Source organism: Streptomyces sp. NPDC005266, from assembly GCF_040607655.1.
GTDB lineage: Bacteria > Actinomycetota > Actinomycetes > Streptomycetales > Streptomycetaceae > Streptomyces.
In genome coordinates, this window is sequence record NZ_JBEXHC010000010.1 from 1 (window position 1) to 20,538 (window position 20,538).

The 20,538-nt window shown below is 69.8% G+C and carries 12 protein-coding genes and 3 pseudogenes; 8 read left to right on the plus strand and 7 right to left on the minus strand.

The features are described 5' to 3' along the window. A pseudogene (locus tag ABZU99_RS19540) lies at positions 1-361 on the minus strand (integrase); the annotation flags it as partial. A 57-nt stretch (positions 362-418) separates the two neighbouring features. Continuing rightward, the gene (locus tag ABZU99_RS19545) at positions 419-661 is read right to left on the minus strand and encodes a hypothetical protein (RefSeq protein ID WP_356050181.1); all 243 of its coding nucleotides are present in this window, start codon (positions 659-661) and stop codon (positions 419-421) included. Between the two features lie 126 nt (positions 662-787). On the opposite strand from ABZU99_RS19545, the gene ABZU99_RS19550 reads away from it, so the two are divergent. Continuing rightward, positions 788-1,345 (plus strand): GNAT family N-acetyltransferase, encoded by a 558-nt coding sequence (locus ABZU99_RS19550; protein ID WP_356050180.1) that lies wholly within the window; start codon positions 788-790, stop codon positions 1,343-1,345. Here the strand turns inward: ABZU99_RS19550 and ABZU99_RS19555 are convergent. Then, a complete protein-coding gene (locus ABZU99_RS19555; RefSeq protein ID WP_356050179.1) occupies positions 1,321-1,806 on the minus strand; it encodes a hypothetical protein in 486 nt (161 codons plus the stop codon). The two genes, ABZU99_RS19550 and ABZU99_RS19555, sit on opposite strands and share 25 nt — an antisense overlap. Before the next feature lie 125 nt (positions 1,807-1,931). On the opposite strand from ABZU99_RS19555, the gene ABZU99_RS19560 reads away from it, so the two are divergent. Further along, positions 1,932-2,612 (plus strand): hypothetical protein, encoded by a 681-nt coding sequence (locus tag ABZU99_RS19560; protein WP_356050178.1) that lies wholly within the window; start codon positions 1,932-1,934, stop codon positions 2,610-2,612. Positions 2,613-3,069: 457 nt separating this feature from the next. Here ABZU99_RS19560 and ABZU99_RS19565 read toward each other — a convergent pair whose 3' ends face one another. Next, on the minus strand, positions 3,070-3,531 hold the full coding sequence (locus tag ABZU99_RS19565; protein ID WP_355955132.1) for a peptidoglycan-binding domain-containing protein: 462 nt from the start codon (positions 3,529-3,531) through the stop codon (positions 3,070-3,072). Between the two features lie 42 nt (positions 3,532-3,573). Between ABZU99_RS19565 and ABZU99_RS19570 the strand changes: the two genes are divergently transcribed. The 3 genes from ABZU99_RS19570 to ABZU99_RS19580 all read left to right on the plus strand — a co-directional run bounded on the left by ABZU99_RS19570 (position 3,574) and on the right by ABZU99_RS19580 (position 11,512). Next, a complete protein-coding gene (locus tag ABZU99_RS19570) occupies positions 3,574-3,861 on the plus strand; it encodes a hypothetical protein (protein ID WP_355955130.1) in 288 nt (95 codons plus the stop codon). A gap of 540 nt (positions 3,862-4,401) precedes the next feature. Then, positions 4,402-7,269: a BTAD domain-containing putative transcriptional regulator gene (locus ABZU99_RS19575; protein WP_355955138.1), complete on the plus strand. Its 2,868-nt coding sequence runs from the start codon at positions 4,402-4,404 to the stop codon at positions 7,267-7,269. Between the two features lie 439 nt (positions 7,270-7,708). Then, complete coding sequence (locus tag ABZU99_RS19580; RefSeq protein ID WP_355955128.1) at positions 7,709-11,512, plus strand: DNA-binding protein; 3,804 nt, start codon at positions 7,709-7,711, stop codon at positions 11,510-11,512. Between the two features lie 591 nt (positions 11,513-12,103). Here the strand turns inward: ABZU99_RS19580 and ABZU99_RS19585 are convergent. From ABZU99_RS19585 to ABZU99_RS19595, 3 genes and pseudogenes are all read right to left on the minus strand, one after another. Then, positions 12,104-12,994 (minus strand): hypothetical protein, encoded by an 891-nt coding sequence (locus tag ABZU99_RS19585; protein WP_356050185.1) that lies wholly within the window; start codon positions 12,992-12,994, stop codon positions 12,104-12,106. A gap of 337 nt (positions 12,995-13,331) precedes the next feature. Continuing rightward, positions 13,332-13,754 (minus strand): annotated as a pseudogene (locus ABZU99_RS19590) (hypothetical protein); the annotation flags it as partial. A 12-nt stretch (positions 13,755-13,766) separates the two neighbouring features. After that, positions 13,767-14,159, minus strand: a pseudogene (locus ABZU99_RS19595) (aminoglycoside phosphotransferase family protein); the annotation flags it as partial. A 375-nt stretch (positions 14,160-14,534) separates the two neighbouring features. Here ABZU99_RS19595 and ABZU99_RS19600 point away from each other — a divergent pair. From ABZU99_RS19600 to ABZU99_RS19610, 3 genes are all read left to right on the plus strand, one after another. Then, the gene (locus ABZU99_RS19600; protein ID WP_356050182.1) at positions 14,535-15,152 is read left to right on the plus strand and encodes an SUKH-4 family immunity protein; all 618 of its coding nucleotides are present in this window, start codon (positions 14,535-14,537) and stop codon (positions 15,150-15,152) included. Positions 15,153-16,181: 1,029 nt separating this feature from the next. Next, the gene (locus ABZU99_RS19605) at positions 16,182-17,759 is read left to right on the plus strand and encodes an ABC transporter substrate-binding protein (RefSeq protein ID WP_356050177.1); all 1,578 of its coding nucleotides are present in this window, start codon (positions 16,182-16,184) and stop codon (positions 17,757-17,759) included. A 234-nt stretch (positions 17,760-17,993) separates the two neighbouring features. Then, a complete protein-coding gene (locus ABZU99_RS19610) occupies positions 17,994-20,537 on the plus strand; it encodes an ATP-binding protein (RefSeq protein WP_356050176.1) in 2,544 nt (847 codons plus the stop codon). Position 20,538: the final 1 nt, after the last annotated feature.

The window sequence follows — 20,538 nt, forward strand, 5'->3', positions numbered from 1 at the left end:
TCTCCCGGGCCGGCTGCAGTACGAGTGTGATCGCTGCCGTAGTGGGTGGGCGTCCGGTGCGTCGGCGCGCGGTGTAGTCCCACTTCGCGGCGATGAACCTGCGGTGCCAGGCGAGCAGGGTGCCGGGGGTGATCGGGAAGGTCTTGAGCCAGTGGCGTCGGGGTATCAGCCCGGACAGGGCGGCGAACCAGCACCGGTCGGCGGGCTCATAGCGCACCGGCCCGGTCAACTGGCGGCACAGGACCGCGTTCTCGTGCCGCAGTACCAGCAGTTCCGCGTCCTTCGCCGTCTCGCGACGGAGGAGCACAGTTGGTACCGTCAGCAGCTTCCGGGTCACCTTGTACAGCAAGGACACGATCACGTGGGGCATGATCCCAGCGGGCCGTCCACACCCCGCTCAGCTGTGGCGATACCCCGCTCAGCTGTGGCGATGACTTTTCGAGCGGCACACGATGCGCACCAGCATCGGCTCGAGCACCAGGCTGGGCCCCCGGTCGGAGAGCATCCGATAGGTCACCTGACCGGACACGTACTCCGTCGCGCCGCTCGTCGCCCGGGTCAGTGTGAAGTGGCGGGGCAGTGACGCCGTCTCCCCGTCGGAAGTGAGCGCGTCGCCGTCCACGAAGAACTCGGCGACTGGCCGGTTGAGGGCTACCGCCACGCGGCTGGTCGGCTGTGCACCGGACGACGAAGACGGTTCCGGACGACGAAGACGGCTGGGTCGGTGATCGGGCGTGGTCGGCCGAAACCCGTTCCGTCGTGGTCGGAGCGGTCGTAGCGTCGTGCCATGGCCACTGTTGACGACACGGCTTACCGATACGGCGCCGCTGCCCCCGAGGACGCCGAGGCCATCGAGGCCCTGGACGGCTCCTTCACCACCGGCACCGTCTTCCAGGTGACCGTCACCGAGGACGGGTTCGCGCTGCGGGAGGTCCCGGTGGACCCGCCCCTGACCAAGGTGTTCCCCGAGGACGAGCCGGACGGCGACGACGCGGACGACGCGGATTTCCGCACCTTCGTCGCCCATGGGGCAGCCGGCGACCTGGCGGGCTTCGTCGCCGTCTCGTACTCCGCCTGGAACCGCCGGCTGACCATCGACGACATCGAGATCGCCCCGCAGCACCGGGGCAGGGGGGTCGGCCGCGCGCTCATGGGGGTCGCGGTGGAGTTCGCCCGTGAGCGGGGAGCCGGTCACATCTGGCTGGAGGTCACCAACATCAACGCGCCGGCGATCCACGCGTACCGGCGGATGGGCTTCGCCTTCTGCGGGCTCGACACTGCCCTCTACGAGGGCACCCCCTCCGAGGGTGAGCAGGCGCTCTACATGAGCATGCCCTGTCCCTGAGCCGACAGCAGGCGGCACACGGAGGGGGAGGCCCCGTCGCCCGCGACCGTGGCGGTCAGCAGCCAGGCCGGGGCGCCGTCCGGGGCGGTGGCCCGCTCGTACCACTCCACGCGCGCGTCCAGCAGACGGCAGCCCGCCGCCTGTCGGACGGCGTACCGCCTCTGGAAGGGCCGGGACCGCCACACCGTGAGCGGAACGGCCCGCTCGCCGCCGGTGCGGCGGGAGCCGCGACTCACCGCGTGCAGGGCCGCTCCCGCCGCCCCTGGAAGGGTGCGCTCCACCGGTACCCCGAATGCCTCGGCGAAGTGCAGGAGGTACGCCATGCGCTCGGCCTCCGGCGGCGCACCGAGCACTGCCCGGCCCGAGTCGTACCACACCCCCCACTTGATGTTGGAGACCAGCCCGGGGAGCCGGTTCATGTCGCGGGGGATCCAGAACAGCACCACGTCCGAGCGGCGCATCGACTCCTCCTCCCAGGCGTTCGCCGTCAGGGCGTCGTTCTCCGTAGCTCCTGCCGAGGACGGCAACCATCAGGCCGAGGCGCGGTCAGTGGACCGGGCCGACAACACGGGCGCGACCCGCGTCTATGGCTTTGCGTCACCAAGCACTGACACCGGCCGCGCCAGCCATCCGGCAGAAGACTGTGGTCCGGTGGGCCAAGGGCCGCGACATCCACGCGGTCGGCATGGCCACGAAGCGGCTGGAAGGTGGCCTCGAACTCTTCCGGAAGCGGCAAGACCCTGATGCGCCCACGCACACCCGGGAGGACAGCAACGAACTGGGCACTGCGGTCACCCTGGTGTTCAGGGTCTTGCAGTCATGCGTTGAGCAGACCACGGACGCCGCCGCGCCCCGACTGCCGCAGCACCACATCGACGTCGTCCGCAATTTCGAGAAGGGTCGGGGATGGCCGAGCAGGCGGTTCCTGGACGGCTTCGTCCCGCCGGCTCTCCCCCACCAGCAGCACCTGCAACCGCGCGCCCACAAAGACCTGCTCACCGGTCTGGGCTTCCTCCAGCTCTCGGACAAGGGACAGCTCACCCCACACGTCCAGCTGTCACTGCTGCCCCCGGGCAGCCGAACCGACCGCGCCGAGGACGCCGCGCGTCCTGACCGCCCTCAGCAGTTGGCCGTCAGCGGATCGCTGACGGCCAACAGGGGAAATCCGTGCAGCTATCGATCAGTCACCCACACAAGTAGCTGTTATCAGATCCATTCAGCTACCCATGCAGAGCGCGTGAGGGAAAGCTGGTCAGTTAGCGGGTGAGCGATCTGTTCCGCTAGTGGAAACGCGGGTCCATGGTTCTGGCAGCAGTGAGCGCTCGGGAGAATCCAGCAAGGTTGACCAGGATCCCCGCGAGTGGCTACCTGCCGACCCGGGAGCCCGCTGCCGGTACGTCGAGGAGTGAACCGTGGTGAAGTCCCGCTGGGAACTCTCGGCGGACCCGGCAGAAGTGACAGCCCTCGCCGATCCAGCGGATGGCTGCCACGACGCCCGGATCACCTACACACCCGCCTGCTGAAGACAGCCGGTTCTCGTCGGCCCGGCATTGGGGTGAGACGGCGGCCTGGTCGGCCGTCGCCCCCTCCCCGTGCGCCGCGGCGTCGCCATCCCCGAGTTCATCCTCTTCCCCCTCCCGAGGGAGGATGGACCGCCATCACGCTGCCGGGCCACGCGTGCCTGCACGTCGTCGATCAGCCCGTTCCCGTGGGGCTGGTGCGCCTCAGCCCGCCCACAGGCGCAGGCACTTCCAGGTCTTGGGGCCGACGATCCCGTCCCGCGTGATATGGCACCAGCTTTGCCCCTGGACCTTCTTCACGGCCGCCTTGGTCGCGGGACCGAACTTGCCGTCCATCGCACCGCTCCAGCCCCCGGGGAGCGAGTAGTCGATCAGGCACTGGATCTCCTTGACCTTGTTACCCGAGGCGCCCTGCTTGACGATCGGGTACGTGGTCACCTTGGTGTAGTAGCCGGCGGTCGCCCAGCCACTCTTCTTCCAGATAAGGCACCGGTTCGCCGCCGGGTGATCGGCCTGCCCCCGCTTGGCCGAGTGATGCTGCATGACGGCGGCCGTCCCGGTCGATCGCGGGACCGAGGCCGTGGCACCGGTGGCGCCGGCGAGCGCGAACCCTCCGCTGAGGACGGCCGCGGAGGCGGCCAGGGCGATGTGCTTGCGAGCGTTCATGAAGGGGTTCCTTCCCCGTGTGAGTGGTGAGGGTGGCGTGGGGTGAACCGCGCCACCTGGCTTGCACCACCGAGATTGCTGGTCAACCTGGCGCCGGCCCAGGAAGTTTGGCCGGTTGCCGTTACTGAACGTACTTCGCGTTCTTTCCGATTCGATCTCGACGAGCAGCGCGCCCGGATTGACTCCCCATTTGAGAGGACGCCATCCGAGGACTGCTCCTTACCGACGTTCGAGCACAACAACAGGGAACCGTTCGCGCATAAAAAGTCAGTGAATTCAGGGATCGCCGAACGGATGTTCTCCTTCGAAGATGTCGGCCCTGGTCACTGACGCTCCCGTGAGCCGCCCGGTAACGCGGAGAGTCCGGCGATCGGACTTTCGGACTTGTGGCTGGTTACGCACTGGAGCCGGTTCATCGTGGGGGACTACGGTGATCGGGCATCCGTAGAACAAGTGGAGCGCGGAGGCGAGACGCGAGTGGATCAGGCGGTCTTCAGACGGCTGTGCGAGAAGCGCCAGTGGGATCGGCCAGAGATTTTCCTCAAGGCGTATGCCAGGGTCGCGGCCAGCCTCGGAGAGCCCGAGCAGGTGACAGCGCGGCAGTTTCACCGGTGGCGCCAGCCAAACCCACCCTGCCCGGGACCCTCGAGGCAGCGGGTGCTGGAAGAGATGTTCGGAATGCCACTCGAACAACTCGGCTTCACCCTCCCCCCACACCGCCGATCGACAGGGGACTCACCCGCCGCATCCGATATCTCCGCCGTCGATGGACAACTGCCGCCAAGGAAGGCCAGCGTCACCGGGAGATCGCACAAGCTGCACGATGCCGCGGACACAGGGTTACGGTTCGCCGTGCTGGGCCCAGTTCGTATGTGGCGCGGTGAGCAGAAGCTCGCGCCCCTCAGCCCGCAAGAACAGACCCTGCTGTGCGCATTGCTGCTTCGTCAGGGACGCACTGCCACCGCAGACGAGTTGGTTGACGCGGTGTGGGGGGAAGCGCCACCGCCTGAAGCGCTCGCCGGATTGCGCACCTACGTCTTCCGGTTGCGTCGGAAGCTGGGGCCTGGCGTGCTGGTCTCAGAATCCGGAGGCTACGCGCTCCGAGCGGAGCAACGGGCGCTGGACCTCGAGGTCTGCAGGGAATACGAGACGCAAGCGAAGCGTGCCCGGGCAACAGGGGATCTGGCTGAGGCACGGAGATTGCTGCACATGGCGCTGATGCTGTGGGATGGGCAACCCCTTGCCGGGGTTCCCGGCCCGAATGCGCATGCCCAGCGCAGTGGTCTGGAGGAGTGGCGCCTGGCCTTGTTGGAAACCCGTCTTGAGCTCGACTTGGAATTGGGCCTGCACACGGAGATGGTCTCGGAGCTGACCGCGCTCACGGCTGAGCACCGGCTGCGGGAGCGGCTGCGTATCATGTTGATGCTGGCCCTGTACCGCAGTGGCCGGCAGGCTGAAGCGTTGGGCGTCTACGCCGATACGCGCCGACTGCTCGCCGAAGAACTAGGTGTGGACCCCGGCCCCGATCTCAAGCGGCTATACCAGCGCATCCTGCGCGTCGACCCCGCGCTCGCCACCCCGCCCGCCGCGCCGACGGACTCGGCGGCCGTCCGCCCCACGGTTCCGCGCCCGGCGCAACTCCCCGCGCGGACCACCGACTTCACCGGGCGCCGGGCCACCGTGGACACTCTGCGGGAACATCTGCTGCGCCCGCGCGGAACAGCGGTGGCCATCGCCGCGGTGCACGGACTGGGCGGGGTGGGCAAGACCGCCCTGGCCGTGTACGTCGCCCAGTCCGTACGGGAGCGCTTTCCCGACGGACAGCTCTACGCGGACCTGCTGGGCCACGGCCCGCGCCCGGCCGAGCCCGCGGTGGTGCTCGGCACCTTCCTGCGCGCTCTGGGAATCCCGCCCGGCGCCCTGCCCGAGGGCACTCAGGAGCGGGCGGCGCTGTACCGCTCGCTCCTGGCCGGCCGCCGGTTCCTGGTCCTGCTGGACAATGCGCACAGTGCGGCCCGGATACGCCCGTTGTTGCCCGGGGCTCCGGGCTGCGCGGTCCTGATCACCAGCCGCGCCCGTATGGCGGATCTCGACGGCGCCGACCTGGTCGGTCTGGATGTCATGGACCCGCCGGAAGCCTTGGACCTCTTCACCCGGATCGTGGGCCCGGAGCGGGCCGCGAAAGAGCCCGAGGCGTGTCAGGAAGCGGTCGCGGCCTGCGGCTTCCTGCCGCTCGCGATTCGTATCGCCGCCGCCCGGCTGGCCGCTCGCCCGGCCTGGAAGGTCACCACCCTGACCGGTCGGCTGGCCGATGAGCACCATCGACTGCGCGAACTGCGCACCGGCGATCTGGCCGTCGAGGCCTCCTTCGCCTTGAGCTACGGGCAGCTGTCCCCCGAGCAGGCACGGGCCTTCCGACTGCTGGCCGTCCCGGACGCCCCGCGTCTCTCGCTCCCCACGTCCGCCGCTGTCCTCCGCCGCGACCCACGGGAGGGCCGCGTCACCGCGGCCCTGCTGGAATCCCTGGTCGACCTGAGCATGCTGGAGTCGACCGCCTCCGATCGCTGGCGCTACCACGACCTACTGCGCCTCTACGCCCGCGAGCGCGCCGAAGCCGAAGAGACCGGCGCGGAACGCCGGGCAGTCCTGTCCCGGCTCCTCGACTTCTACCTGGCCACCGCCATCGGCACCTACGCGCTCCACAACCCCGGCGACCGGCTGCTCCACCACCTGGCCCCGACCACCTGGCCCGGGCTCCCGTTCGACGACAGCAAACCGGCCCTGAGCTGGCTCTTCGACGAAGGACCCGCTCTGCTCGCCACCGTCCACCAGGCGGTCGACGAGCCAGCCCTGCTGCGCAGGGCGGCCGATCTGCTGCTCGCCAGCCAGGACCTGATGGAATCGGGCACCTGTGTGCACCAGTACGAGCAGGCCGCCCAGGCGGTGGCCGACCGCGCCGGCTCCGTGCGGGACACTGGGTCCGAGGGACGGGCCCGACTCCTCCTCGGCCAGGTGCACCATCTCGCCGGTCGGCTGGACCAGGCAGGGGCCCAGGCGCGGCTTGCCCTCACTCTCGGCCGGACCGCCCAGGACCCCCTCACCCACAGCTATTCGCTGAACCTGCAGGGCAACCTCGCCACCGCTCGGAACCGCTACGAGGAGGCGGCGGCCCACTACCGGCAGGCCATGGAGGTCTTCCGGGCCGACGCCAACCGCTACGGCGAGACCAGCATGCTCATGAACATGGCCAGAGCCGACCTCGAACTCGGCCGGAGCGAGCAGGCCATCGCCGCCTGCGAGCAAGCCGTCGAATCCTGGCAGGAACTCGGCGCCCGACTCCGCCTGGCCAACGGCCACTACGCCCTGGCCCTCGCCCTTCACCGGGCCCATCGCCATGAGCAGGCTCTGTCCCAGCTCCAGCGGGCGCTGGACGGATTCGAGGAAACCAGACAGCCCTTCTGGCAGGGCATGACCCACTACCGGATGGCCCAGGCGGAACTGGCCATGCGGCGCCCCCAGCGGGCCGCCGCCCAGGCCGAACACGCCCTCGCCCTGCTCAACGACCTTGGCGGCGACCAGCGTCGCGCGCATGCGCTGACCGCGCTCGGGCGAGCGCTGGAACAGCTCGGCCAGTCCGGACGGGCCCGCACCTGCTGGGAGCAGGCACTGCGCCTCCTCGGCCGATCCGACACCTCCGAGGCCGACGAGGTACGAGCCCTGCTGGAAGCCCGGCCATGACGCCGAAGCCCCATCGGCCCCCGGCGCCGGGCGGAGGGCAAGCCGATGCGCGCCCGGCCTCCGTGGCGCGCACCGGCTTCCACCCCCGTCAGCCGGCTGCCGACGCGTCCGCCGACCGCGGCGGCGGCCAGTTCCCCGTCCCCGTCACGACTCCGGCCGAAGCGCGGGCGACTGTGGTGTACCTGTCCTGGTTGCGCATGGTGATTCCTCCCCGTGTCGAGCCCGGCGGGCTCGCTGTGATAACCCGGCCCTCGTTCAGGGCTGGGCGGGTCATGACCGGGACTGGGAAAGCGCCGGGCTCCCCGGCCTTCTGGCCCCGGTCACCTCCGAGTTCAGCCGCCGCGGCATTGAATGACAGCCACCTCCCACCAGCCTGATCAATGGCCGGACCGCCGGGAGGGGGCGCGGGGCGGGCGGGACAGACCGGGAAGGATCACCCATGGCGGGTCGTCGTGAGGCGCCGCTGGATCCGGCCGAGGGGCCGGTGCAGCGGTTCGCATACGCGTTGCGCAAGTTGCGCCAGGAGGCCGGAGGTCCCACCTACCGGGCGATGGCGCGGAAGTCGGGCCACGGGGCGAGCACGCTGTCCCAGGCGGCCGCGGGGGAGCGGCTGCCGACCCTGCCGGTCGTCCTGGCCTACGTACGGGCGTGCGGAGGGGACGCCGAGGAGTGGGAGCGGCGCTGGCGGCAGGCAGCCGAGGAGGACGCCGCCGAACCACGGGCGGATGACGGCACCCCCGAGCCGTACCGGGGGTTGGCCCGCTTCGAACCGGACGACGCGGACCTGTACTTCGGTCGCGACCAGCTCATCGACGACGTGCTGCGGCTGACGCGTGGCCGACGCCTGGCCGCCGTGGTCGGAGCCTCCGGCAGCGGCAAGTCGTCCCTTCTGCGAGCCGGACTCATCCCCCGTCTGCGAACGGCCGGCGACCCGAGCGTGCGGCCCGCAGGCGTACGCATCATCACGCCGGGCGAGCACCCGCTGCGCGACCGCGACCGTCGGCTCACCCCGAAGGACGCGGCGAGCGGCGACACCTGGCTGATCGTCGACCAGTTCGAGGAGCTGTACACCCTCTGCACCGACCCGGCCGAACGGACGGCCTTTATCGACCTACTGCTGGAGGCCATGGACCCGGGCAGCGGGATGCGGGTGCTGATCTCGGTACGGGCGGACTTCTTCGGCAACCTGGCCGGCCATCAGCCGCTGGCCGACGCCCTGCGCGACGCCACCCTCTTGACTCCGCCCATGAACAGCGACGAGCTGCGGGAAGCGATCGTCAGACCCGCCCAGGCCACCGGGCTGATCGTCGAACGCGACCTGACCGCCCGCATCATCACGGAGGTGGAAGGCGAGCCGGGCGGTCTTCCGCTGATGTCCCACGCCCTGCTGGAGACCTGGCGCCGCCGCAAGGGCCGCGCCTTGACCATGGAGAACTACGAGGCGAGCGGCGGGCTCCACGGCGCGATCGCCCGCACCGCCGAGGAGGTCCACGGTCGGCTCAGCCCTGCCCAGGCCGATGTCGCCCGGAGTGTTCTGCTGCGGCTGATCACCCCGGGGGACGGCACGCCCGACACCCGCCGCCCCACCCACCGCGACGAACTCGACTTCGGCGATGAAGGCGACACCGCCACCGTCATCGAACATCTCGCCCGCGCCCGGCTGGTCACCCTCGACGGGGACACGGTCGACCTGGCCCACGAAGCCCTGATCACCGCCTGGCCCCGGCTGCGGAACTGGATCGGCGCGGAGCGCGAGCGGCTGCGTGTCCACCGTCGGCTCACCGAGGCGGCCATCGCGTGGCGGGATCTCGGCCGCGATCCTGGGGCGCTGTACCGCGGAGCGCGTCTGGCCGTCGCACAGGAGGTGTTCCCCCGGTCCGACTGGGACGGCCGTCTCGTCCCGCTGGAGCGGGAGTTCCTCGGTGCCAGCGGCACGGCTCTCACCCGGGAACGCCGTCGGCGGCGCGGTCTGGGCACCACGTTCTCCCTGCTGCTGGTGGTGTCCCTGGTGGCCGGCGTGGTCGCGTGGCAGCAGAACCGCACCAGCGACGAGCGCCGGGTGCAGGCCGCGGCCCGGCGCGTGGCCGCCGTGGCGGAGAATCTGCGCTACTCGGACCCGGTCACCGCGATGCGGCTGAGCCTGGCAGCTTGGCGTACCGCACCCACAACGGAGACCCGGTCGGCGCTGCTGGGGTCGATGGAGCAGCGGGAGGAGGACCGGTTCGCTCCGGCGCCCGAAGACCTGGCTGATCAGCTCTTCCTCAGCGGCGACGGACGTGTGCTGCTCCAGGCGACCGGTCGGCAGGTGACGGCCTGGGACGTATCCAGCCACCGCAGAACCGGGCGGTACCCCGGCATCGGTGACGACTGGGACGTGAGCGCACTGAGTCCCGACGGCCGTCGGCTCGCCTTGGCCGGGGACGGCGGGCTGGTCCTGTGGGACGTGGCCGGGGGACACCGGGTCGGCGCACCTCTCACCTCCCGATGGCCGACGACGGTGGTCTTCGGCCCGAGCGGGCGCACCGTCCTGGCCGACGACGGCCCGGGCGGCGGCACCATCACGGTGCGCCTGTGGGACCTGGAGCGTCGTCGCACGCTCTTCGAGCAGCGGGTGCCGGGACTGCGTAAAGCGGCCGTCAGCCGGGACGACCGCCTGGTGGGGCTGTGTCCGGAAGACGGGCGGATACGACTCTGGCGGGTCGCCCGGCAGCGCCCGGTGACCCTGCGGAACGCCTACCGGGTGGGGGAGTCCGACGAGTGCGCCGTGGCCTTCAGTCCCGACGGCGGCCGGGTGACCTTCGGAGTCGGAGAGCGGGTGGGCACCTGGGACACGGTCTCCGGCCGGCGGATCGACGAGTTCCGGGGCAACGGGTCGGCGGCGATGCGCTACACCGGGGACGGAAAGTTCCTGGTGACCTCGGGTCAGGGAAAACTCCAGATGTGGCGGCGACCGGTGTCCGACGACGCCGTTTTCCAGTACGCCACCACAGCGGACTCGGCGAGCGACTTCAGCATCGATACCGGCGCCCGGTTCCTCCGCTACATCGCCGACGCGGGTCCCGACACCGGGGCCGGGAAGGCCGTCCGTACGGTCAGCCTGGGCGATCTGGCACACCTGCGCTGGACCACGGATCCGCCGGAGGGCATGTGGCTCGGCCCGGACGGTGCGACGCTGGCCACCGCTCGGCCGTCGCACGGTCAGAAGCGGTTCCGGTTCGTCGATGTGCGCAGCGGCCGCGACAAGGGGAACGCTCCCGGGATCGGCACCTGTTCCGGGGCGGACACCCCGGGCGGGCGGGGCGGCGCGTCGGCCACCTCGTGTTACGGCCTCGTGGCGTTCGCGGCGAACGGACGCAGCGCCGCCTATACGCTGACCTCAGTGGACGAGCCGGGTTCCCGTCAGCGCGTCGTCTTGTGGCGCGAGGGGAGCGGCCCTGTGAAGCTCACCTTGGCCATCCGTCCCAGGGCTCTGGTCCGCCGGATCGCGCTGAGTCCGGATGGCTCGACCCTGGCGGTGTCGCTCCGCCGGGGTGCGGATACGTGGCGAAGCGAGGTCTGGGACGTCCGTACCCGTGCGAGGACCCGGGTCATCAAGGGCGTCGGCGGCGACGCCCTGACCATCTCTCCCGACGGACGGTGGCTCGTCACATCGGACGGCCATGCCGTCGATCTGACCTCCCCCTCCGCGCGGGTCAGGCCGCTTTCGGCGGGGGCCGGCACGGCAGACCTCCCGACCGCCGGGGGAGCGGCGTCCAAAGGTCTGCCTTGGACGGGCGTCGAGGTGATGGCTTTCAGCCCCGACGGCCGGTATCTGGCGGCAGGCGACCACTCCGGCAGGGTGACACTGCTCGACGGCCATCTGAGCAAGCGCCTGGGGATCATGTCCGGGCTGATCACCGACGTTCGCCAGGACTCCGCGGCACCGGTGACCGCGCTGGGCTTCTCCCACGACAGCCGTACCCTGGCCGTGGCCGGCCTCGACGGGACCCTTCGGCTGTGGGATGCCGCCGCCAACCAGCCCCTGGGGTCCGTCCTCCCCATCCCGTCCGACCCCGTCCAGTCCGTCGCATTCAGCCGGGACGACGGCACCGTGACAGTGGCCAGCGATCACATTCCGTCGCAGACGTACCACGTGTCGGAGAACCAGGTGGCCGACGCGGTCTGCGAACGTGCTCAGGGCGGGCTCTCGCGGGGCGACTGGGAGCGGATGATTCCCGAAGTACCGTACCGCGGGCTCTGCTGACCCCTGGGACGGCGGAATTGCGGTTTTTCGACGGTCAGTTGGCTTGGGCACGCCGTCCTGAGCACGGCGAGCGCGTGGTGGTGGGCCGCGCTCGACGCCGGGGTCCCGCCCGGCGCGTCCACGGTAGTTGGGCCCGATCGCAGTGGTGAGCATGACGAGGATGATGCCCCGCTGGGCCGCTGCCGTGTGCCCTTGCCGGAAAAATCATCCGTGCAGGTCACGCCGCATGTCGGTATGCGTGGAGGATGCCGCCGAGGCGATCGAGTCGACGTATGTCTCGGCGGGCTAACGTGTCCGGGCCGTCGATCGGTGGGGGCAAGGGGTGTAGCGGTCTGGCGTTCGCAATGTCTTTCGCCGCGCTCGACCGGGCCAGCAGTGCGAGCCATCGGAAGGTCTGGCACCCGAGCAGATGGATCAGACGTACGGTCACGACCCAGCATCATGCCCTGCAAGCACTCGCCCAACCTCCTGCGCTCCGATAGATCCGAACCCGCAGGTCACCTCGGGTGACACGGTTTCCGGCACCCACAGCCGTACACCTCGAACCTGATCGCGAGAATGAGTGCGATCGCTCGCTGTTTTCTTGTCCCCTCACCGTCCGAGCCACTGGAGTAGGCGGTCGTGGCGGAACTGGTACGCCGTGGAGGCGATGCGCATGATGCCTGCGGTACGCGCCCACCGTAGGAAACGGGCAAGGCGCCAGGGAAGGCGACCCCTGGTGCAGAGGAGCAGAGCCACGTAGCGTCGTGACACTGCCGAGGTGAATCCCGGACCGGCGGCGAGGAAGGCTGAAGCACCCACGACGACGGCAAGAGGCAGCGGGACAGACATCCACGACGCGCGCCAGGCCACGACAAACGCGATGATCCCCGTGATAGCTCCCGCGACAACACCCGCCACGAAATCATTGTGCAGCGCACTGTCGGGACTGGGAAGCCCGGGTTCATCCTGGTCGGGGAGACCGCCTCCCCTTCTGCGGGCCAGAGCGATCCCCACATGTACTGCCACAGCCAGCGCCAGTGCTCCGCCGGCGAGTCCCGCTACCAGGCCGGCGAACGCGCCGAAGCCCTGGAGCGCTGCCCCCGCACCGGCACCTCCGGCCAGTCCCACGGCAAGGGCTGCCGACAGGGCTGCTTTGAGGTGGATGTCCGAACGCACGGACACCGTCAGGCCGAGACCGAAGACCAGGGCGAATCCCGCGCCGTACATCAAGCCGAACCCGGCAGGGAAGACTGCCGCACCGCGGCAGGCCGAGCTCGGCTGCGCGCCGCCCTGCGGGCGCAGCAGCGAGCCGTCGGGGCGGCAGAAGACCAGCCCCTCCAGTGGTGTGCCTTTGGGCTGGCTGGCCCGGGCGAGCGCGGCCTGGCGCTCGAGGGCGGCGACCACGCGCGGGGCCAGGCTCACCCAGTTTCGGCTGGCTTTGGTTTTCGGATGGCCGAGGTAGAGGTGGTTGTTGTTCACGGCCGTCAGGTTCCAGCGCACACCAGCAGCATCCGCTCGGCCGGGTGGACATCCGTCCAGTGCAGCCCCAGGGACTCACCACGCCGCATACCGGTGCCCAGCAGCAGCTCGAACAGATCAGCCATCTGATCGCCGTAGTGAGCATGGTCGTGCCGCAGAAACGCCGCGGCCTGCGGGGATTCCAGCAGATCCGCTCCGGCGCGACCGGACGGGGCAGCAGGATGTACCGGCACGGGTTGGCCGGGATCACGCGCGTGCGCACGGCATGGCCAAGCGCGCTGGAGAAGGGGGCACCGATCCGGTAGACGGCGGTGCGCCCGCATCCGCGGATGAGTTCGGCCTCGCTCCAGGCGGTGATGTGCCGGGCCCGCAGGTCGGTCAGGAGCAGCCGTCCGAAGGACGGGATGAGATCGGCGTGCACGTGGTCGCGGTAGCGGGCGAACGTGGTGGGCTTGAGCACCTTCTCCTTGAGACGCAGCCACTCGCCCAGATACGTGGCCAGGGTGAGATCCTCGCTGCAGTCCAGGCCGGTCCGCTCGGACTCCAGGGCGCGCTCGAGCGCTGTCTCGGCGGCCTTGCGCGTGGCGAATCCGCTACGGCACAGCGGATGGCGCTTGCCGTCGGCCGAGGGCAGGTCGACAGCGAAAGCCCAGGATCCGTGCCCTGAACCGTCTTGGAGTCGGGGGCAGCTGGCGCCGAACTGCCGGCCGTCCGGGCGACGGCAGCCGCAACGCCGGTACACCCGGCCGCGTTCAGGAGACTGAGAAGTCACTTGGTTCACCTCCGGTGGGGGAGGGACTCGCGTCTCCAATCCCTCATCGTCCAGGACCGTCCGGCCCGCCAGATGTGTCATCAGGAGCGACGGATACTCGCAATGCGCGCCGGTCGGATCAACCGCGACCAGTCCAGGAGCCGGCACGTCGGTCCCCGCCAGCAGTGTCAGGGCGCCAGCCTCCCTGTTCAGCCAGTCCTCGGCACGCTCCATGTAGAACGGGTCGACGAAGCTCCGCAGCACCAGGTCACGGGTGCCCCGGTCCCGCGTGCCGATGATCAGCCTCCGCATTTCGGCAGTGATGCCGCCGTGCAGCGCCTCTGTTCTGACGATCCGTTCGCCGACCTCCAGATGCCGACGCACCCAAGCCAGTGTCAACGGTCGGACGGCCGACGCCTCATCGTGGTTGATCACCGTGCCACCTCGTCCCGGACTGCAACAAAGCTTTCAGCGGCATGACCAGCACCTTTCCTCTGGACCATCTTGATGTTGGCCGGTCAAGCACTCCGGTACTGTCAAAACTCGGGCTCTGGCTCAACTTCCGTGGAGCAGTCACGCTCGGTAATCGATTGGGGGCATCGCTCTGACTGGTTAGGCTCCGAGCCATGAGTGGGCCGGTGTTGACGATCGAGCTGGCCGAGGCGCGCATACCGTGATTCGGCAGCTCCGCGAGTTCCTGGTTCGCTCATCAGTACATTTTGAAGACAAGCGGGCGCTGTTGTTATGACCGCTTCCGTCCACTATGAGTCCCACGGTGCCCGTGCCGCCACCGAGTTCGGAGTTCGGGAAGTGCTTTTCGACGTCACCCGCAGCGAGCTCGTCGACACCTTCGGCGAGGGCCGAATCGCGACCGTGCCCGCCACCGCCTTCCCGCCCGCCGCCGCGGACACCGAGGGCGCCGGCCTCCTGCAGACCGTCGGCGTCCCCACTGGGGTGCTCCTGCTGCGTCAGCCCGATGAGGACGACAGCCTGCTGCCCCTCGTCCAGGATGTCGTCTACATCGAGGACTTCGAGGACTTCGAGGACGCCCCGGGTGACTGGCCCGTCATCGGCTGGCTGCTCAACGCGCACCTCGCCCTCGACCCCGTATCCGGCAAGGTGCACGCCCTCGACCCCGACGAGGAGACCGTGGTAGAACTCCACGCGGACGTCTCCTCCCTCGTCCAGGTCACCCTCCGGCTCCAGCTCCTGCTCGAGGAGTTCACCTTCAGCGGCGACGAGGACGAGGAGGAAGCCGACTTCGAGCGCCTGGACCGCGAGGTCGATCGCATCCGTGAGGAGACGAGCAGCATCGACCCACTCCCCTTCCACGACGACGAGACCGTCTGGTCGGTAGTGGGCGATGAGATCGCCACGGGCCAGCGCTTCAAGGGCAACAGCCCGGGAGCCCGCTCGCTCTGCAGGTGATCGCCGGCCGATGTCGCCCACGAACCGTGCGGGCTGCGCGGTGCGCAGACCGCCTTCCTGCGGACCGGTCTCCTCTCTTGTCACCGCCGTCAGTCTCACCGGGCGGCTGTGCCGACCCGGCTTCGGACCACTCAGTTGCGTCGCCGAGGAACTCCACCTGGCCCTGTAGGAGGGCGGCAGGCAGTCGGCCGGCGCGAAGGGGTGTCGTAGTGCGCGAGGGCCGGGGCAGGGATGCCGCGGCGGGCGGCGGAGGCGACGACCTCCCACCGGGGGGACCTGCGCCTGCCGATGTCGTCGGCGAACGTCGGCTCGCCCATGAGGCTGGGCGGGCACGGTTGCGGCCACATTACGGCCCATGACCGCCAGGCCGGTCACACCGATCTGAGGGGAGGCGGGGCGTGTCCCTCCCCTCGTAGCGTGAAGGGGCCCTGACTCCGGATCTTGGACACCCGAGACGTAGGACGACGCCATGAGGAACCGCTTGGTCCGGGCGTAGACCTCCGATGCGGGATCCCTTCGAACACCTGTCGGTGATCCGCCACCCACCACAACGGCCATTGCTCACTGGCAGAAACGTCCGAAGCCGCCCCACTCCGGGTCCGTCACATCGCGCCGCCCCATGCCGCATCAACGGTCCGGCCCCGGAGCAGTCACATCAAGTCCTTGATGAAGGCCCGGGCAGAGTCGGGGCCGGGCGTGTCGGCCTCGGCCGCGTCCGCGTCGGTGACCGGCGTGGCGCCCGCGGTGAACTGCTCAGGATCCCCGGCCATGAGCCGATCCACCCCGTTGGGCAGACCCGGCCCGGGTCCTGGTACCTTTTCCCGATGTTCGATGGGTGTTCGATATGTGTATGTTCTAATCTCCATGACCAGCGTAATGGGATGACCGCGCTGGCGTGGTGGTCGGCTGTGGCGTGCGGGAAGCCCGGCCGACTGTCCTTTGCCGCGTTGTAGATGTCTCGGTGCTGCGTGTCAGCCGAGCGGTCAGCGCGCCAAGAGAGCGGCCCCGATGTGAATGCGAGACCTGCCCATGACCGAGCACGGAAACCGCCCCACCGACACGATCAGGAGAAGAACCGTCCTCCGCAGTGGTGGCGGCCTGCTGGCCGCGGCAGCCGCGGGCCTGCTCTCGGGGTGCTCCGGGTCCGGCGGCGACTCCTCGGGAGCCAAGCCCGTGAACAAGGGCGGTCTCCTGCGCATCGGCTGTACCGGCGGCAGCGCCAAGGACACCCTCGACCCTCACAACCCCGTCATCTGGCCCGATCACGCGCGGGCGGTGAATCTGTTCGAGCGGCTGTTCGTGCATGACGAGAGATACCGTGTCAAGCCCCTGCTCGCGGAGTCGATGGAGCCGTCCAAGGACGGCACGATCTGGACGCTGAGGCTGCGTTCCGGGGTGGAGTTCCACAACGGCAAGACTCTGGACGCCGACGACGTCATCGCCTCCCTGCGCAGGATCGCGGACCCCAAGGCGCCCACCGCCGGGGCGACCAGCCTCTCCGTGGTCGACGTCGCGGACCTCAAGAGGCTCGACTCCCTGACCGTGCGTATCCCGCTGAAGGCTCCGTATGCCCTGCTGGAGGACCTGCTCGCGCAGACTGTCATGGCTATCGTCCCGGCCGACTTCGACCTCAGGAAACCCGTCGGCACCGGCCCGTTTGTGTACAAGTCCTTCACCCCCGGGGACCAAAGCGTCTTCACCAGGTTCGACGACTACTGGCGCCGCCCGGCCTACGTCGACCAACTGCACATCATCGATTTCCCCGACGACACGGCCAGGGTCAACGCGCTGCTCAGGCACGAGATCGACGCCATGGACAACCTGCCGCTCGAGCAGATCAAGCTGGTCGAAGCCCAGGGCTGCAAGGTGCTGATCTCGGAGCCCGGTGCCTGGACCCCGCTGACCATGCGCGTGAATGCCGGTCCCTTCGCGGACGACCGGGTCCGCCAGGCGATGCGGCTGATCGTCGACCGGCCTCAGATGGTCCGCCAGGTACTCAGAGGACAGGGACGCATCGGCAACGACCTGTACTCACCCCTCGACCCGGCGTACAACCACGATCTGCCGCAGCGCGTCCAGGACCTCGGCAAGGCCAAATTCCTGCTGAAGGCCGCCGGGTACGAGGGGCTCAACGTGGAGCTGGTCACCTCCAACGGCATCGGCATCGGCGCGGTCGAGACCGCGCAGCTCTTCGCCCAGCAGGCCAGGGGCGCCGGGGTGACGGTGCGGGTCCGTAAGACGGACTCCGGGAACTTCTACGGTGACAAGTACTTGAGGTGGCCGTTCGCCATGGACTACTGGTTCACGCGGAACTACCTGGCTCAGGTGGAACAGGGTTCGATGAAGGGCGCCCCGTACAACGAGACGCACTGGAACGACCCGGAGTTCGTCTCCCTCATCAACCAGGCCCGCGGCCAGTTCGACGAGGGCAAGCGCAACGAACTGCTCAAGGCGGCCCAGAAGATCGAGCACGAGCGCGGCGGCTACATCGTCTGGGGCTTCAAGAACCAGGTCGACGCGTACGCGGCCGGGGTCAGCGGACTGGTCCCGACCCCCAGCCACCCCTTGTCCGACTACCGGTTCCGCGACTTCTCCGTCAGCGGCTGAGGTCGAAGCCGGGCAGGGGCGCCGCCCAGCAGGGCACAGTCCGCCGCTCGAACGCCGGGCTCCTCGGAGGCACGGCCCGGGACCGACCGGCATGCCGATCGTCACAGTTCTCCATGCACGACGCTTGAACCCCATGGGCCAAAAGGCTGTAGTCTCCGCCTGTTCGGACAAGCGGTACAGACGAAGCAGGGGCAACAGAGCAGCTTGCCCGTACGAAATCGTTCCGGAGGCTCGGTGTCCCCGCACAAGGTGGAAGCAGCGGAACAGGCACGTCGGGGAGCCCGGGTTCCACGAAGGGCCGATGTTCTCCTCGACCGCTGGCCGTTCCAGCGCAAGCTCAATGTGCTGGTGATCATCCCCGTTGCGGTCGTCGCCGCCATCCTCGTCTACGTCGTCGCGGGCCAGGTCGCACAGGCCCAGTCAGCGGCGCGCACCGCGGCCCTCGTCCGCAGCAGCGAACAGGTCGCCTCCCTCGTCGACGACCTGCAGAGGGAGCATCAGCAGGCGATTCTGCTCTCGGTGCGCTACCAGGCCGCCCAGCCCGGTCGGCCCGCGCCGTCGCCCCGGGACTACCGCCGGGCCCAGCGCGCCGTCGACCGCCAGGTCGCCGAGGTTCGCTCCGCGTTCGGATCCCGCCTTCCCGCGGCGGAGGCCAGGGCGCTGCGGGGCGTCGCCGGGCTGACCGGGCTGCGCAAGACAGTCGAAGGCGCCTACCTCCCGGCCGAGAGCATCGATCCGGCCTATGGCCCCGTGGTCTCCAACCTCATCGACGGGCTCGGCCTCGGCGGATCCGCGGGCGGTGTGGTGTCGTCGCCCGAGAACGTGCTCGACACCCTGCTGCGCGCGGACGCCGCGCACGCCACGTTCGAGACGGGCGTCTTCTCCGCCCAGACCGGCGACTCCAGCGCGCTTACGGAATTCACCGGAGCGGTGGGCAGTCTCCAGCTCTACAACCACCACGCCCAGCGCTTCACCCGGATCGCCTCGGCGGCACAGAGCAGCCAGCTGACCCGGATCGAGCGCAACGCGCACCAGAACGCCATCCGGTCGGAGTTCGCGTCCCTCCAGTTCGATCCCTCCTCCCTGGAGGCCGAGGACCTCGACGAGGTGCGGGCGGCCGTTGACAAGGCCATCGCGGCGTATCCGACGTACGAGAAGCAGGCGTCCACCCGGCTGGAGGTCACCCGGTCACTTATCCACCAGATCGCGGACGACAGCGACCGGGCCTCCTCCGATGCCTGGTGGCGAGTGGGGTGGCTGCTCGCCGGCGTGGTGCTGATCTTCGCTTTCTGGCTGCTGCTCTCCCTCCTGGTCCGGCGCTCCGTCGTACGGCCCGTACGGATGCTGACCGCCGCGGCCCAGCAGGTGGCCAGGGCGACGGGGCAGGAGCTCGCGCGGGTGGCGGACGACGAGGCCGAGGACGACACCCGGCTCAGGCTGAAGGCGGTCCCGGTGCCGGTACGCGACGAGATCGGCACGCTGGCGGAGGCGTTCAACGAGGTGCAGGAGACAGCCGCGGCCCTGTTGCAGCGCCAGGTGCTCAGCAGGCGCAACGTGGCGGAGATGTTCGGCAACGTCGGGCGGCGCGTCGACAACCTGACCGCCCGCCAGCTGGCGCTGATCGATGCGGTCGAGCGTGAGGAGACCGACCCGGCGCTGCTCGACCAGCTCTACCAGATCGACCACCTGGCGGTACGCCTGCAGCGCAATGCCGACAGTCTGATGCTGCTCGCGGGGGTGGCGGAGACCGCTCTTGAGGCCCGGCCGACGGCGCTGACCAACGTCGTACGGGCCGCGCTCGGCGAGATCGAGGAGTACCAGCGGATCCACCTGCGCGTGTTGGACGAGGTCACCGTCGCCCCCGACATCGTCGGCGATCTGACCCTGATGCTCGCCGAGCTCATGGAGAACGCGGTGGCGTTCTCCCCTGCCGAGAGCCGTGTCGAGGTGCGGGTGCGCTCCCAGGCCGAGGGGGCGGTGGTCGAGGTCGTCGACCATGGCCTCGGCATGAGCGCGGAGCGCCTGAAGGAGGAGAACGAGCGGCTGGTGCGCCGCGAGCGGCTCGACCTTGCCCCCACCAAGGTCCTCGGGCTCTTCGTGGTCGGCCGGATCGCCCGGCGCTGGGGCATCGAGGCCACGTTGACCCCGACCCTGGGCGGCGGGGTCACCAGCAGGGTCTTCATCTCCTCGACGCTGCTCGTGCCGCCCAGCCGCGTTCCCGCGACGGTCGCGGGCGAGGACGACTCCCCCTCGTCGGCCCTCTCCACCCGGAGCCGGCCCGCGGGACCCGCCAAGTCCCCAGCGCTCACCGGGCCTGCCGAGACATCCGCCGTTCCGCGGCAGCATCCCCGGCCATCGCGGTGGACCCCCGCAGGCACCGCACCGCAGGACAGCACCGGGAAGGGTCCGGCACCGCTTCCGCGACGCATCCCGCGGACCGCGCACGCGGCCGGACCGGCCCCCGAAACCGGGTCCGGGAACACCGCCGAAAGGGCCACCGCCGAGGCCCGGGAGCACCCGGATGACGAGGCGCGCACCCCGGCACCGACCACGCCGCCGCTGCGGCGCCGCGTGCGCGGAGCGACGCTCACGAACGCCTCGACGGCACGCCAACCGACTCCGACGTCACGGCAGCCCCTCGACGCCGAGGCGGTCCGCTCCTCCATCGAAGAGTTCGAGGAGGCGGTGGAACGGGCCGAGCGCGAGAGCGCACAGCCGGGACAACAGCCGACTCAGACGCCGGCAACACCAGAACCCCCGGAAGGAGTGGGGCAGTGAC

Bases quoted from the DNA above. Each gene is read 5' to 3' on its own strand.
- ABZU99_RS19580 (WP_355955128.1), top strand. From the start codon at position 7,709: ATGGCGGGTCGTCGTGAGGCGCCGCTGGATCCGGCCGAGGGGCCGGTG.
- ABZU99_RS19565 (WP_355955132.1), bottom strand. From the start codon at position 3,531: ATGAACGCTCGCAAGCACATCGCCCTGGCCGCCTCCGCGGCCGTCCTC.
- ABZU99_RS19605 (WP_356050177.1), top strand. From the start codon at position 16,182: ATGACCGAGCACGGAAACCGCCCCACCGACACGATCAGGAGAAGAACC.
- ABZU99_RS19560 (WP_356050178.1), top strand. From the start codon at position 1,932: ATGGCTTTGCGTCACCAAGCACTGACACCGGCCGCGCCAGCCATCCGG.
- ABZU99_RS19550 (WP_356050180.1), top strand. From the start codon at position 788: ATGGCCACTGTTGACGACACGGCTTACCGATACGGCGCCGCTGCCCCC.
- ABZU99_RS19555 (WP_356050179.1), bottom strand. From the start codon at position 1,806: ATGCGCCGCTCGGACGTGGTGCTGTTCTGGATCCCCCGCGACATGAAC.
- ABZU99_RS19575 (WP_355955138.1), top strand. From the start codon at position 4,402: ATGTGGCGCGGTGAGCAGAAGCTCGCGCCCCTCAGCCCGCAAGAACAG.